Below are 15090 nucleotides of genomic sequence, written 5' to 3'. Positions count from 1 at the left end.
GTTGATTCGTCAGATTTTCATTCCTCTAAATGTTTTAAGATTTTTGCAGGATTCCCGCCAACAATCACATTTGACGGAACATCTTTTGTCACAACGGATCCTGATGCAATGACAGCATGATCTCCGATTGTCACACCTGGATTGATAATGGCACCACCGCCAATCCATACATGATGTCCAATTGTGACTGGTTTGCCGAATTCAATACCTGTTTGACGTTCTTCTGGATTTAACGGATGTCCAGCTGTATATATATGTACATTCGGACCTAACAAACAATGATCTCCAATTGTAATCTTGCAAACATCTAATAACACAGCATCAAAATTCGCAAAAAAATGCTCACCAACCTCGATATTGTATCCATAATCACATTGTATTCTGCCTTCAAACACCACATCTTCTCCGCAAGCGCCTAAAAGCTCCTTTAAAATGGCCTTTCTCTGTGATGGCTCATTTGTTTGCTGATAGGCAAATGTCAATTGTCGCGCTTTTGCTCGATCTGCCATCAATGTGTGGTCATTTGGATGATAGTATTCTCCCTTGATCATCTTTTCTTTTTCTGTTTTCATGTTCATCTCCCTTTTATTGAAACTTCATTCATCGTTTGAATGAATGCCTCGGTGAATTGTGTCGTCGTCTCATTTCCTCCTAAATCCTTCGTTTTCAAGTTCTTTTTTAAGGTCTCACCAAGAGTATGTTCGATCAGACTGGCTGTCTGTTTTAATCTTTCATCTTGATATTTCACATGTAGCCAGTTACAAAGCATCACTGTAGAAAGAATCATGCCCATTGGATTGGCGATATTTTGACCAGCAATATCCGGTGCTGAACCATGTGCCGCCTGTGCCATCGCTTGATTTTCGTTACAATTTAATGAGGGTGCCATTCCTAAACTGCCGACTAGTTCCCCTGCAAGATCAGATAATATGTCGCCAAACATATTTTCTGTCACAATCACATCAAAATCACCTGCACGTCTCACTAAATGAGCAGCCATCGCATCAATATGAATATCCTCAACCTCCACTTGCGGATATGCTTTCGCTACCTCTTGACATGTTCGTAAAAACAAGCCAGATCCTAATTTGATCACGTTCGCTTTATGAACAATGGTGACTTTCCCCCTCCTCTCCACTGCACGTTGAAAGGCCGCGTGGGTAATACGGGTAATTGCTTTTTTTGTAAACACACCTGTAGATATGGCGACATCTGGTGTAATCATCCACTCTCCTGTCCCCTGATACATATTCCGGTCTGGATAAAAGCCTTCTGTATTTTCTCGAAAAATGACAAGGTCGACGCCACTGGCAACGCTTTTCACACCTGGTAGCGATTGCGATGGACGAATATTTGCAAATAAATCAAATGTATGACGCAGTTCTCCACTTGGATTTCTTCTTTCTTTCAATTGATCAGGATATGAAGCTGAATCATGAGGTCCTAATATCCAGCCATGGCATTTTTTCAAGGCGGCTATCGTAGAAGCTGGCACTGGATCTTGATGAGAATGAATGGCTTCAGCACCGATAGGACACTCTACAAATTCCACAAATGGTTCATTGAACTGTGACAGCGCTGTCTTAAAAATACGCATACTAGAATTAACAATTTCCGGTCCAATCCCGTCTCCCTTTAAAACACCTATTCGATATGACATATGTATCGCCCCTTTTGTCTTTATTCTATCAAAGAATGATGAAGTTGGAATATTTTCTTCATGATGATCCTCCCTCATGTTATTTACGAATCAAGAAGTCTCCTTTATAATCGAGTAGATTTGTTCTGTAAGACTACATAGATATGAGGGATTAGATGAAATTAAAGTGGTATAAAGCGATCATTGTTATTTTTACGATGTCTGGGATCTCCATCTCCACTTGGTTTTCAAGGACACCAGAAGTGAGAGATTTGTTGCAAGCAGATACAGGCACAATGGGACTCATTTTACTCGGCCTATCTGTAGGTTCCATTGTCGGGCTGATTCTTTCCAATGTATTCGTTCGCAAAAAAGGCGGCCGAGTGGCGATTGTGGTCAGCGCTTTTTTGATGTTTATTGGATTCTCAACCCTTGCAATCGGCGCCGCCCTCTCTTCTACGCTGATTGTCACTGCTGGTCTTTTTCTTTTTGGTTCAGGCTCAGGCATGTGCAATGTAGCCATGAACTTAGAAGGAACGGAGATTGAGTATCAGATCAAGAGAACGATCCTGCCGATTTTGCATGCTTCTTTCAGTATTGGAACGTTAATTGGTGCAGGTGCCGGAATACTCTTTATTTATTTAGGTGTGTCTGTCTTCATTCACCTTCTCACCATTGCACTCCTTTTCTTTCTCAGCATCCTGATTTGTACACGGTTTATTCCGCACGGGACAGGAAAAGATCCGGATAAGACGCAGACAGAATCAGTTGAGGCTTCTCAAACATCATGGCTGAACAAACGGACGATCTCATTAGCGATGATTGCCTTATGTCTCGCATTTGTAGAAGGTTCTGCAAATGATTGGATTCCACTAGCAATGGTTGATGGCTATCAGGTTTCTCATTCAATGAGTACGGTCATCTATGCATTATTTTTGTGCGGGATGATTAGTGGCAGATTACTGAGCGGACGTTTCATTGATCGCTTTGGCAGGGTGCTGTTGCTAAGAGTCGCGATCTTATCTGCTGCCGCCGGACTATTCTTGGTGATTTTAAAGATTTCACTCGTCGTGTGTATGATATCTATCTTTTTATGGGGACTTGGCGCGTCCTTAGGCTTCCCGCTGACCATTTCAGCAGCTGGTGATGATAGCCGCTATGCTGTCAAACGTGTCAGTATCGTCACTTTATCTGGGTATACAGCCTCTCTATCAGGGCCTCCTGTTTTAGGACTGCTCGCCAATCAAGTCGGTCTGCTTCATGCGTTTATTTTTGTTCTGTTTGCCATTTGTATTGCAGGAATCTTTACAAAAGCTGTTGCAAAACCGACATCAATACATTCTTTTTGAAAAGTGCCAGATCTTTGATCTTGGTACTTTTTTTAAATTTAATAAATAAAATTGAAACCTTTCATGAAGTGAAACAGTCCTATAGATGTCTTGATGTTTATCGCTTTTTTAAAGAGGGAAAGTAAAAAAATAAGACTTTTCAAATAACTGAAAACGTGGTAAGATCATGAAAATAAACAGGAAGGGGTGAGAAAAATGAAAAAAAATATGCTGTTAAAATTAGCAGTCTTATTCATAGCACTTGCAAGTTTTCATTTGTTCTCAATGCCTCATTCCGTTCAGGTATACCATCATGCAAAGGTGGTTGCTGATCAAGAATCACATGAAATGAAAATCGTTCAGACAGCAGGCGATGAAAAGAAACAAAAACATGTGAACGCAGTATTTGCGGCATTTACAGCACTGCTAGTCATTGGCAGTATGGCAGCTGGATTTGCACGCATCACTTATACTGATCGATTTGACCGGAAAAAGAAGCATTTACTTGCAGTGTTCTACCAGTCTTCGAATTTCCGAGTAGCTCGTGTTAACCCAATCATTTAAATCAAACAAAAATTGGGAGGTTTTACACGATGTTATTTTTCTTAAGAGTATTCATTCTAGGTCTATTCTCTGTCACTTCACTTTCTCTTTTCGTTTACCAAGGAATTGAAGTAGTGCATGCCATCACAAGCATGTTTGGCAATCACGAGAGTTAAATTGACCTCATCATAAAAACCCCCTGCCTTACGCAGGGGGTTTTCGTTTTGCTTATTTATTGTCATCTTGGTCAGATGCAGCAGGTGATAAAAGAACTTGAGTTACTTCTCCCTGCTCTTCCTCATCTAAAATAAACGATCCATTGCTATAACGATCATTTGCCCTTAGTGTGGAAATATCGAGCGGGATCGTGGCACCCTTTTCCGTATCAATCTCAAGTGTATCGTGCAGTGAAGCAGCAATCACAGCAACAATTCTGTGAGGGTTTTTCTTTAATTCTCTTAGCATGATCACTCCACGTTTTGCTCTTGATGTCTTATCAAATTCAGAGAGGTTCATCCGCTTCACAGCACCTCTTTGTGTCGTGAGAACAAGCACATTGTTCTTCGGATCAATGATTTGTCCAGAGACCACCTCGTCTCCGTCCTTCAAATTGATGCCTTTCACACCAGCCGCTCTCGGACCGACCACACTCACTTCTTCTTCATCAAACCATAATCCATAGCCATTTTTCGTTGCAATAAACAATTCTTGCTGACCTGTTGTAACATGAACATCTACAAGTTCATCATCACCTTTTAAATTCAAGGCGACAAGCGGTTTTGAATAGCGCTGCGCTTTATATTGGAGAAGCTCTGTTTTCTTCACCATACCGCCTTTTGTGAAGAACAAGAGATACGATGATTCATCGAATTCTTTAATTGGGATCGCTTTTTGAATGGATTCATCCCGATCAATCGAAATAATATTCGTAATGTGCTGCCCCATGTCTTTCCAGCGTATATCTGGCAACTGATGAACTGGACAGTAAATGTAGCTCCCTTTATTCGTAAATAGCAGAAGAACATCTGTTGTATTCATTTCAAACTGGTGAATCAGTCGGTCTGTATCCTTCATACCGAAGTCCTTACCATTTGATGCAGCATAGGAACGCTGGCTTGTCCGTTTGATGTATCCATCTTTTGTGACTGTGACGTACACGTCCTCTGATGCGATCATCACTTCAAGGTTAATCTTAATTTCTTCAATTTTTTCCTCAATGACGGATCGTCTTTCATCAGCATACGTCTTTTTCAACTTCTTCAAGTTGTTCGTAATGACTTTAAACAGCTTCTTCTCATTCGCTAAAATGTCTTCAAGCTCTGCAATTCGCACGTCAAGCTCTCTTGCTTCGTCTCTTAGTTGGGTGATATCTGTATTTGTTAAACGATATAACTGGAGAGAAACAATCGCTTCTGATTGAGCTTCTGTAAAATCATATTTCTCCATCAAATTGTTTTTCGCATCACGCTTATCATTAGACGAACGAATCGTCGCAATGACTTCATCTAAAATGGAAAGAGCTTTAATTAATCCATCTACAATATGATGACGTTCTTTTGCTTTTCGAAGTTCGTATGCTGAGCGGTTCGTCATCACTTCTTTTTGATGAGCAATGTAAGCGTCTAGTACAGTTGTAAGCGTCATTAAAGTCGGTCTTCTGTTATGTATCGCGACCATATTAAAGTTATAAGGGATTTGCAGATCAGAATTTTTATATAAGAAATTCAAGACACCATTCGCATCCGCTTCTTTTTTCAGCTCTACAACAATCCGAAGGCCGGTACGGTCCGTCTCATCCCGAACTTCAGAAATCCCTTCTACTTTTCTTTCAATGCGGAACTCGTCCATCTTTTTGACAAGATTGGCCTTATTCACTTCATAAGGAATTTCTGTGATCACGATTTGCTGGCGTCCACCGCGGATGGTTTCAATCTCCGCTTTTCCGCGAATCATAATCTTTCCTTTTCCTGTTTCATATGCCTTCTTAATTCCATCCACACCTTGAATGATCCCGCCTGTTGGGAAATCAGGCCCTTTGATGACTGTCATTAAATCTTCAACCGTACAATGCGGCTGTTCAATTCGCTTAATCACGCCATCAATCACTTCTCCTAGGTGGTGCGGTGGAATATCAGTCGCATAACCGGCTGAAATCCCTGTTGACCCGTTCACAAGAAGGTTGGGAAACATCGCTGGTAAGACAACAGGCTCTTTGCTTGTATCATCAAAGTTCGCGACAAATTCGACCGTCTCCTTGTCGAGGTCTTTTAAAAGCTCTGATGCAATTGCAGAAAGCCTTGCTTCCGTATAACGCATGGCAGCAGGAGGATCTCCGTCGATACTCCCGTTATTTCCATGCATCTCAATCAGCACATTTCGCACTTTCCAATCCTGGCTCATTCTCACCATTGCTTCATAAACAGAAGAATCACCATGCGGATGATAGTTACCAATGACGTTACCGACTGTTTTGGCAGCTTTACGGAAGTTTTTATCTTGTGTATTTCCTTCCGCATACATTGCATATAAAATTCTTCGTTGTACAGGCTTTAATCCATCACGTGCATCTGGAAGTGCACGATCTTGGATAATATATTTACTATAGCGACCAAAACGGTCCCCAATCACTTCTTCTAACGGTAAATCATGAAATCGTTCTTGTTGTGCCATGTTTAAACCTCCTCAGCTAGCGACAAGTTTTCATTTTCAAGAATGTTGCTTTCCTCATCAAGTCCAAAGGCGACATTCTTTTCAATCCATTTACGGCGTGGTTCTACTTTGTCACCCATCAGTGTCGTGACGCGGCGCTCCACCCGTGCAGCATCATCGATCTTCACCCTGACAAGCGTTCTCGACTCTGGATTCATTGTCGTTTCCCATAGCTGGTCGGCATTCATTTCACCTAAACCTTTATAGCGTTGAATCGTATATCCTTTTCCAACTTTCTTTAGTACATCATCCATTTCTTCATCAGACCAAGCATATTCAATGACTTCTTTCTTCCCTGAGCCTTTGCTAACTTTATATAAAGGCGGAAGGGCAATGAATACTTTGCCATGCTCAATCAGCGGCTTCATATAGCGGTAGAAGAATGTAAGCAATAGAACCTGAATATGCGCGCCATCTGTATCAGCATCTGTCATGATGACAATTTTGTCATAATTGATGTCTTCTACATTAAAATCGACACCAACCCCACCGCCAATGGCATGGATAATGGTATTGATTTCTTCGTTTTTGAAAATATCTGCAAGCTTTGCTTTCTCTGTATTAATGACCTTCCCTCGAAGCGGCAGCACCGCTTGGAATTTCCGATCACGCCCTTGCTTGGCTGATCCACCCGCTGAGTCACCCTCTACTAGATACAGTTCATTTCTTGCCGGGTTTCTAGATTGAGCAGGTGTTAATTTTCCGCTGAGTGTTGCTTCAGATTTTTTCCGTTTCTTGCCGCTCCTCGCTTCTTCTCTTGCTTTTCTAGCCGCTTCTCTTGCCTGCTGCGCTTTAATCGCTTTTTTCACAAGCAGTGTTGCCGTTTCGCGGTTTTCTTCAAGGAAATAAGCCAATTTTTCAGAAATTACGGCATCAACAGCTGACCTTGCCTCACTCGTTCCAAGCTTTCCTTTTGTTTGTCCTTCAAATTGAAGAAGCTCTTCAGGAATTCTGACAGAAATAACAGCTGACAGACCTTCACGAATATCCGTACCTTCTAAATTTTTGTCTTTTTCTTTTAAAAGGGTCACTTTGCGTGCATATTCATTAAAGGCTCTCGTCATGGCTGTTTTTGCACCAGACTCATGCGTACCGCCATCTTTGGTTCTTACGTTATTGACGAACGACAAAATATTTTCTGAATATCCGTCGTTAAATTGAAAGGCAAAATCGACTTCAATGGACTGATGTTCGCCTTCAAACGAAACGACTTCACTAAGTACATCCTTTTCCTCGTTTAAATAAGCAACGAACGCTTCAATACCTGTCTCATAATAAAAGGTCTCCTGCACATCATGGCGCTCATCAATCAGCTCTATTTTTAGCCCTTTTAATAAAAAGGCTGATTCTCTTAAACGCTCTGATAATGTATCAAAATTATAGGTGGTGACACTGAACATCGTTGGATCTGGCTTAAAATGAATCAGTGTACCGGTCTTTTTCGTTTTCCCGATTTTTTCAAGTGATGTGACTGGCTTTCCGCCATGTTCAAAGCGCTGGTGATAAATAAATCCATCGCGTTCTATCGTCACGGTGAGCCACTCTGAAAGTGCGTTCACAACGGACGCCCCAACCCCGTGAAGTCCACCACTTGTTTTATAACCGCCTTGACCAAATTTTCCGCCTGCGTGCAGGACAGTTAAAATGATCTCTGGTGTCGGTTTTCCAAGCTTATGCATACCAGTAGGCATTCCGCGCCCTTTATCTTGGACGGAAATGCTGTTATCTTTATGTATTTTGACAATGATATGATCTCCATGGCCAGCGAGCACTTCATCGACAGAGTTGTCTACAATCTCATAGACAAGGTGATGAAGACCGCGTGAATCCGTCGATCCAATATACATCCCTGGGCGTTTACGGACCGCTTCAAGCCCCTCTAGCACCTGAATAGAATCATCGTTATAATCTACTTGCTGCTTTTTAACCAAATGCTTAATCCCCTTTCACTAACAAACATAACCGGCTAATCATCAATGATCTCTCTAGATTTTAATGATGATCATGCTGCTCATTACTGTCCACTTTAATAAGCTGCATCATCACCATGCATGTGTGATTCAGCGATACATGCTCTTTTGCACGGTTATGAGAATGTTCTACATTCTGCAATCAGAACTAGAAGTCCATTATAAACAAGACTGTTTCATAAGCCAAATGCAATCATATGATGGTTTTAGCAAAACAGAACAAATGTTCTATATTTATCTTATCGCTCTTTTTCTCGATATGCAAGGTCACCGATAGGTCCCTGTCGCCTTATTTTATCGCTTTCTTCTAGAATCGCAAATATATTTCTGCAACAAAAAAGCAAAAATCCTTGAAAAACCAAGGATTTTTGACGATTTAATGAGTTTTTGTCATCGCATGAGCCACTTTGATACATAAATCCATGATGGCGACCTTGCCATTTTCCTCAATCAGCCTTTTTGCCTCTTCATGATATACGCCTTGCTGCGCCCAAAAAACAGGTGCGTCTATTTCAAGAAATTCTTTCGCCACCTCAGGCAAAAACTCAGAACGTCTAAAGACATTGACGATATCAACAGGCCCTTCTATGTCTTTTAAAGAGTCGACCGCTTTTACCCCAAGTGCTTCATCAATCGTTGGATTGACAGGAATGATGTCATAACCGGCATCTTGCATGGCTTTTGAAACCATATAGGACGTTCGGTGCGGCTGATCTGACAAACCAACAACCGCAATTCGCTTACTGCTTTTTAATATACGCCCAATTTCTTGTTTTGAAGGATGATTCATCCAGACACTCCTTTTCTTCTATTTTAGCGAATTTCTTGTTAAAAACAAAGCTGAATTCATCGGCCATCGTTTTTTTCAAAAAAAGATCGCCATGTTTTTCATAAGATCATGTTAAAATGTAAGACAAGAGGGAGAATATAAAGGAGTTATGCAGATGTTAATTGCTTTGATGTTTATTTTGGCTTATCTTCTCGGCAGTATTCCATCAGGTCTCATTGTCGGGAAAGCTGCAAAGGGAATCGATATCCGTGAACATGGCAGCGGGAACCTAGGTGCGACGAATGCATTCCGTACGTTAGGTGTGAAAGCAGGGTCCATCGTTATCACTGCTGATATTTTAAAAGGGACTCTTGCTTCGGCTTTACCGTTTTTCATGCAACTGGACATTCATCCCTTATTAGCAGGAGTTGCTGCTGTTATCGGTCACAGCTTTCCTGTCTTTGCAAAATTTAAAGGGGGAAAAGCGGTCGCTACATCAGGCGGCGTGCTGTTATTTTATGCCCCGTTCTTATTTATCACGATGATCGCTGCTTTTTTCTTATTTTTATACATTAGTAAATATGTTTCATTATCATCTATGCTGACTGGGATCTACACATTCATTTACAGCATATTCACCCAAGACGTATTTTTAATTATTGTTGTTGCTGTTCTTGCTGGTTTTGTGATCTTCAGACACATCGCCAACCTCAAACGAATTCTCAACAAAACTGAACCGAAAATCAAATGGCTTTAGCCGTTTCATCAATTTAAATATGTGGTAAAAGTAAAGAAAAGCTGTTTTTGCATCCTGCATTTAAAAACAGCATGACTTCAAAAAGGGGCGATCACATTGAAATTAACGATAAAAGATGATGCACTCAATTGGTACAAGAATGAACTGGATTTAGAAAAAGGTGATCATGTTCGCTTTTTTGTCAGATATGGCGGGTGCAGTAATGTACAAAAAGGCTTTTCTCTCGGCGTCGCAAAAGATGAACCTCAAAATGCCGGCGCAACCGCTGAAGTAGAAGGCATTACTTTCTTTGTGGAAGAAAGTGATATTTGGTATTTTGACAACCATGATCTGCATATTGATTATAACGAGTCCGTGAAAGAACCAGAATTTCATTATGAATAAACAAAAAAGATACCTCATCCCTCGGGTATCTTTTTTGTTTATCACTCAATATAAAGTCCATACTCCTGAATGTTTCCTAACGACCGCTCTTTTTGCAAAATCCGTTTTTGCGAATCACCGATGAGATCAAAATGAGGAAAACCTTCGCGAACATGGATCCATTCTTTCTTTAATCCATGCTTTTGTCCCCAAGCGATTAATTGCTCCATATCCTGACAGGCTGCCTTTGTGACAGTATTCGCATGCGGAAAACGGTCATCAAGCCAATAGTGTGTCAAAAAGGCCACATTCCCTTGCCGAACAGCTGATTTCCAAGCATTCAAATCTCTTCTTTTAATTCCAAAGGCCATGAATCAAACCTGCTTCTTGGACTGTTCGTATACGCTGTGCCATGCAGGGAAAGCTTTTCTAAATTGAATCGGTCTAAAGGTTTCTTTGTCCACACAAATATGTGAGGTGGTCCCTGTAATAGCCGTTTGTCCATCAGGTTTTTGTATTTCATAGCCATACACTGTTTTCACGCCGTTATATTCTTCTATCCATGTGTGAACTGTAGCCGTTTCACCGTACAGTAGTGGTTTCTTATATTGAACCTGAAGATCGACAACAGGTGCAAGGACACCGTCTGCCTCTAACTGGGCATAGGAAAAGCCTAATTCTTTAATTAATGCTGTTCTGCCGACTTCCATCCAGATTAAATAGTTGGCATGATACACAATACCCATTTGATCTGTTTCTGCATAACGGACTTCTATTTCTTTTTTAGATACATACACGTTTTCATCGCTCTCCTATCAAAACCTAACGTCTCTGACATTTTACCACATTCCAAATGGTTCTTCTAAAAAGAGGCAATAAAATAAACCAGGAATCCCTGGTTTATTCAGTGTAACCGCTCTTTCTTGCTGCTTCCTCGTCCTTTATTTCAGAACGCATTGCGTCAATACTTGTTCTACGGTTTTCATTTTTTTGCTTGATCATCTGCTTTTCTTCCTCTGTTGAAAGACCCATTGCTGCTTCAGATTCATCAATATTTTCAAGTGTGTTTTCGATCATATCCTGCAGCTTCTCAACATTATCAGAACGATCATCTGGATTGGATTGATATGACTTGTCATTCATCATGCTTCCCTCCTATTATTCGCCCTTCGTCTGTATCACATCAGGCTGTTCATTCGATTTATTATGCATCTTTTTGCCTTTATTTCGTTTGTATGCTACAGGTTTTGTCCCTAAATGGTCTGGTGTAAACTGCGCTTGTTTATCATGCTCTCTACCCATCATTCACCCCTCCCTCTTCTTTAGGATGAACGAAAAAGGACAAATCATAACTTATTTCTGTCTAAATCGCTCTTCCAACTTTTCTTCAAGCTGGTTTAAAAATTCCTCATTGCTTAATAATTCTTTTTTATTTTCAAGCACAAGTTCTTCAAATGTACGGCGCTTTCTTCTTCTCATGTCTATCACCACCTCCACTCTGTTCATACCATTTTCGCCAAAACATTTAGAAAATAAGCAAAAAAGAGCTGAATCATTATAGATCCAGCTCTTTTTCAATTTCTTTTTTTGTGAGCATTTGATGCTTTACAGACAGGATACGCCCTTTTTCATCTAGTATGTATGTCGTCGGATATGAAAGTACCTGATATCTCGCTTGAATACCTTTTTGATCTAATAAAACAGGAAAACTGACCTTAAGTTCATCAATAAAAGATGCGACGTGATCCACACTCTTTTCAGTGTTCGTCAAATTCACCGCTAGTACCTCAACTTGGTCATTTTCACTTCTAATTGCATCTAGATCTGGCATTTCTGTTCGGCAAGGCTTACACCATGTCGCCCAAAAATTGAGAAGTACTTTTTTACCTCGATAATCAGATAAAGATGCCGTTTTGCCATCAAGGGTTTTGAGCTCAAAATCAGGGGCTTTGTCCCCTGTTTCAAGACCGATGGCGGGTTCTTTTGGTCCGAATACATTCCATGCAAGTAAACCAATCAACACAAGTAAAACAGCGCTTGCCATTCCTTTTTTCCACATGATTGATCCTCCACTATGTTAAAAAAGAAGAGAAAGCTATCTAAGCGCCTTCTCTTCTTTGCTTTATTAGTTGCTTGCCAATTTTTCACGCAATACCATTTGAAGGATACCACCATGACGGTAGTAGTCAATTTCGACTTCACTGTCAAAGCGAACAATTACTTCAAATGTTTTCTCGTTGCCATCTGTATCAATTGCTTTTACAGTGACAAGGTCACGCGGACGAACTGTTTCATCAACATCTACTTCGAATGTTTCTGTTCCTGTTAGTCCATAAGTTTCTGCACTTTCTCCATCTTTAAACTGTAAAGGAAGTACACCCATGAAGACAAGGTTACTTCTGTGGATACGCTCAAAGCTTTCCGCAAGAACGAATTTAATTCCAAGAAGATTTGTTCCTTTTGCAGCCCAGTCACGTGAAGAACCCATTCCGTAGTCTTTGCCTGCTAAGATCGCAAGACCAGTTCCATCTTCTTTATAACGCATGCATGCATCATAAATGGATGTCACTTCACCAGTTGGCCAGTACGTTGTATACCCGCCTTCTGTTCCTGGTGCGATTTGGTTCTTAATGCGGATATTTGCAAAAGTACCTCTCATCATTACATGGTGGTTACCACGACGTGATCCATATGAGTTAAAGTCTCTTGGCGAAACGCCTCTTTCTTGCAAGTATTTACCTGCAGGCGTGTCTTTACCAATTGCTCCAGCAGGAGAAATATGGTCTGTTGTGACAGAGTCACCGAACTTAGCCACTACGCGCAATCCTTTAAGTGGTTCAACTTTACCAGGTTCAACTGATAAGTTTTCAAAAAATGGCGGGTTATCAATGTATGTGGAATTTTCATCCCATTTATACAATGCATCATCCGTCGTTTTAATTTCATTCCAGCGGTCATTGTTGTCAAAAACAGTTTCATACTCTGAGCGGAATAGCTCAGGTGTGACAGTGCTTTTCACGACGCTGTTGATTTCATCCATTGATGGCCAAATGTCATTGAAATAAACGTTCTCGCCATTTTTATCGACACCGATCGGATCTTTTGTTAAATCAATATTCACCGTACCAGCAAGTGCATAGGCCACTACTAATGGTGGAGATGCAAGGTAGTTTCCTTTTACAAGCGGGTGGATACGCCCTTCAAAGTTACGGTTACCTGATAAAACAGAAGTGATCAGCAGATCATTTTCAGAGACAGCATCTTCAATTTCTTTTTCAAGCGGTCCTGAGTTTCCGATACATGTTGTACAGCCATACCCAACGATGTTAAACCCAAGGTCTCTTAAGTATGGAAGAAGTCCTGAGTTCACGAGGTACCCTGTTACAACTTTAGAACCCGGTGCTAGTGACGTTTTCACGTAATTTGGCACCTTCATACCGAGCTCACTTGCTTTTTTCGCAACAAGACCTGCTCCGATTAAGACGTATGGGTTCGATGTATTCGTACAGCTCGTAATCGCTGCAATCGCAATCGCACCTGTCTTCATCACAGCCTTTTCACCATTTGCTAGATCAAATTCGATTTGTTTGTCTAGCTCTGATTTTTCTAAGCCAAAACCTTGGTTACCAGCTGGGCTTTCGATGTGTTTATGGAACGTCTCTTTCATTTGAGAAAGTGGAATCAAATCTTGTGGACGTTTAGGACCAGATAAGTTTGATTCAATTTGAGAAAGATCAATTTCCACAACATCTGTAAAAATTGGCTCTTCTGCATCTGGCGTATAGAATAAGCCATTTGCGCGAGAATATTCTTCAACGATATTAATTTGCTCTTCATCACGTCCAGTAAGGCGAAGGTAAGCTAGCGCTTCTTCATCTACTGGGAAGAATCCGCAAGTAGCACCGTATTCTGGCGCCATGTTCGCAATTGTTGCACGATCTGCTAACGGCAATTGTGCAACACCAGGTCCGAAGAACTCGACGAACTTGTTCACTACGCCTTTTTCACGAAGAACTTGTGTCACTTTTAAGGCAAGGTCAGTTGCAGTTGTTCCGTTTGGAAGCTCTCCAACTAATTTAGCACCAATAACTTCTGGTACTGGGAAGTATGAAGGCTGACCAAGCATACCAGCTTCTGCTTCGATACCGCCAACGCCCCATCCAAGTACACCGATACCGTTAATCATTGTTGTATGTGAGTCAGTACCAACTAATGTATCTGGGTAAGTGATGATCTCGCCATCTTCTTCGATTGCATGAACAACACTTGCAAGATACTCTAAGTTCACTTGGTGAACAATCCCTGTTGCAGGCGGAACAGCTTGATAATTGTTAAACGCTTTCTTTGCCCAGCTAAGGAAGTTATAACGCTCTGCGTTACGTTCGAACTCTAAATCCATGTTAATGTTTAATGCATCTTCAGTTCCAGCTTTATCGACTTGTACAGAGTGGTCAATGACCAGGTCAACTGGAATTTCAGGGTTGATTTTATCTGGGTCTCCGCCCACATCTGCCATTGCTTTTCTTAAAGAAGCAAGGTCAACGACAGCTGGCACACCCGTGAAGTCTTGTAAAATAACACGAGAAGGTTTAAATGGAACATCAATTTCTTTTACCTCGGCAGTTCCCCATTTTGCCAAGTTCTCAACGTGTTCCTTTTTGATCACTCTACCGTCTACTTGGCGAAGCACTGATTCTAACAGTACCTTAATGGAATAAGGCAATTTAGAAACATTTCCGATTCCTTGTTTCTCGAGTGCTTCTAACGAATAATAGTGATACGTTTTCCCATTTGTCGAAAACGTTTTTCTAGATTGAAAAGCGTCTTGTTTAGCGACTTGCTGCTGTTTCGACATGTCCAAAATCCCCCTTTTGATGATCAAGATCAATTTCAATTCTCAGAAAAATCGTCGTATTTCACCACAATTTTCTCACAATTTCATCTTAAAACAAATTCATACATAAGTAAATAACAATGCTTTTATTAAATTCAATAAGTTTAGCTTATCATGA

At 40.8% G+C, this 15090-nt stretch carries 17 protein-coding genes; 5 read left to right on the top strand and 12 right to left on the bottom strand.

Translation table 11 applies throughout. From position 1 onward, the window contains the following. Positions 1 to 17: 17 nt before the first annotated feature. The gene (locus NST01_RS08915; RefSeq protein WP_048001478.1) at positions 18 to 572 is read right to left on the bottom strand and encodes a sugar O-acetyltransferase; all 555 of its coding nucleotides are present in this window, start codon (positions 570 to 572) and stop codon (positions 18 to 20) included. Positions 573 to 574: 2 nt separating this feature from the next. Next, a complete protein-coding gene (locus NST01_RS08910; RefSeq protein WP_056703236.1) occupies positions 575 to 1738 on the bottom strand; it encodes an isocitrate/isopropylmalate dehydrogenase family protein in 1164 nt (387 codons plus the stop codon). A 77-nt stretch (positions 1739 to 1815) separates the two neighbouring features. Here NST01_RS08910 and NST01_RS08905 point away from each other — a divergent pair, with 77 nt between their 5' ends. From NST01_RS08905 to NST01_RS08895, 3 genes are all read left to right on the top strand, one after another. Beyond that, positions 1816 to 2988, top strand: a complete 1173-nt coding sequence (locus NST01_RS08905; protein WP_056703239.1) for an MFS transporter — start codon at positions 1816 to 1818, stop codon at positions 2986 to 2988. 195 nt (positions 2989 to 3183) lie between these two features. Next, positions 3184 to 3531 (top strand): hypothetical protein, encoded by a 348-nt coding sequence (locus tag NST01_RS08900; protein WP_048001481.1) that lies wholly within the window; start codon positions 3184 to 3186, stop codon positions 3529 to 3531. 29 nt (positions 3532 to 3560) lie between these two features. Next, positions 3561 to 3686, top strand: coding sequence for a hypothetical protein (locus NST01_RS08895; RefSeq protein ID WP_008343787.1), 126 nt, complete (start codon positions 3561 to 3563; stop codon positions 3684 to 3686). A 52-nt stretch (positions 3687 to 3738) separates the two neighbouring features. On the opposite strand, the gene parC is transcribed toward NST01_RS08895, so the two are convergent. The 3 genes from parC to NST01_RS08880 all read right to left on the bottom strand — a co-directional run bounded on the left by parC (position 3739) and on the right by NST01_RS08880 (position 8979). Then, positions 3739 to 6180 carry a DNA topoisomerase IV subunit A gene (gene parC / locus NST01_RS08890; RefSeq protein ID WP_159145707.1) on the bottom strand — a complete coding sequence of 814 codons (2442 nt, stop codon included), beginning with the start codon at positions 6178 to 6180 and terminating at the stop codon, positions 3739 to 3741. 2 nt (positions 6181 to 6182) lie between these two features. Further along, entirely contained in the window at positions 6183 to 8150 is a 1968-nt protein-coding gene (parE, locus tag NST01_RS08885; protein ID WP_007499323.1) for a DNA topoisomerase IV subunit B, read from the bottom strand. Positions 8151 to 8565: 415 nt separating this feature from the next. Beyond that, positions 8566 to 8979, bottom strand: coding sequence for a CoA-binding protein (locus tag NST01_RS08880; protein WP_017359577.1), 414 nt, complete (start codon positions 8977 to 8979; stop codon positions 8566 to 8568). A gap of 154 nt (positions 8980 to 9133) precedes the next feature. On the opposite strand from NST01_RS08880, the gene plsY reads away from it, so the two are divergent. Together plsY and NST01_RS08870 are read left to right on the top strand one after the other, a co-directional pair. Then, complete coding sequence (gene plsY, locus NST01_RS08875; RefSeq protein ID WP_019744131.1) at positions 9134 to 9715, top strand: glycerol-3-phosphate 1-O-acyltransferase PlsY; 582 nt, start codon at positions 9134 to 9136, stop codon at positions 9713 to 9715. A 96-nt stretch (positions 9716 to 9811) separates the two neighbouring features. After that, positions 9812 to 10099 (top strand): HesB/YadR/YfhF family protein, encoded by a 288-nt coding sequence (locus NST01_RS08870; protein ID WP_008343795.1) that lies wholly within the window; start codon positions 9812 to 9814, stop codon positions 10097 to 10099. Between the two features lie 41 nt (positions 10100 to 10140). Here NST01_RS08870 and NST01_RS08865 read toward each other — a convergent pair whose 3' ends face one another. The 7 genes from NST01_RS08865 to acnA all read right to left on the bottom strand — a co-directional run bounded on the left by NST01_RS08865 (position 10141) and on the right by acnA (position 14933). After that, the gene (locus NST01_RS08865) at positions 10141 to 10449 is read right to left on the bottom strand and encodes a hypothetical protein (RefSeq protein WP_019744130.1); all 309 of its coding nucleotides are present in this window, start codon (positions 10447 to 10449) and stop codon (positions 10141 to 10143) included. A 3-nt stretch (positions 10450 to 10452) separates the two neighbouring features. Next, positions 10453 to 10875: an acyl-CoA thioesterase gene (locus tag NST01_RS08860; RefSeq protein WP_008343800.1), complete on the bottom strand. Its 423-nt coding sequence runs from the start codon at positions 10873 to 10875 to the stop codon at positions 10453 to 10455. Positions 10876 to 10978: 103 nt separating this feature from the next. Continuing rightward, a complete protein-coding gene (tlp, locus tag NST01_RS08855; RefSeq protein ID WP_017359579.1) occupies positions 10979 to 11221 on the bottom strand; it encodes a small acid-soluble spore protein Tlp in 243 nt (80 codons plus the stop codon). A 15-nt stretch (positions 11222 to 11236) separates the two neighbouring features. Further along, positions 11237 to 11380, bottom strand: coding sequence for an acid-soluble spore protein N (locus NST01_RS08850; protein ID WP_008357830.1), 144 nt, complete (start codon positions 11378 to 11380; stop codon positions 11237 to 11239). 51 nt (positions 11381 to 11431) lie between these two features. Next, a complete protein-coding gene (locus NST01_RS08845; protein WP_003211002.1) occupies positions 11432 to 11557 on the bottom strand; it encodes an FbpB family small basic protein in 126 nt (41 codons plus the stop codon). A 76-nt stretch (positions 11558 to 11633) separates the two neighbouring features. After that, positions 11634 to 12137 (bottom strand): TlpA family protein disulfide reductase, encoded by a 504-nt coding sequence (locus NST01_RS08840; RefSeq protein ID WP_008343807.1) that lies wholly within the window; start codon positions 12135 to 12137, stop codon positions 11634 to 11636. 66 nt (positions 12138 to 12203) lie between these two features. Beyond that, the gene (acnA, locus tag NST01_RS08835) at positions 12204 to 14933 is read right to left on the bottom strand and encodes an aconitate hydratase AcnA (RefSeq protein WP_008343808.1); all 2730 of its coding nucleotides are present in this window, start codon (positions 14931 to 14933) and stop codon (positions 12204 to 12206) included. Positions 14934 to 15090 lie beyond the last annotated feature (157 nt).

The organism is Bacillus sp. FSL R7-0166 (assembly GCF_038008935.1).
In the GTDB taxonomy this organism is placed as follows: domain Bacteria; phylum Bacillota; class Bacilli; order Bacillales; family Bacillaceae; genus Bacillus; species Bacillus altitudinis.
The sequence above is the reverse complement of the archived record's forward strand: the minus strand, read 5'-3'. Positions and strand labels throughout refer to the sequence as shown.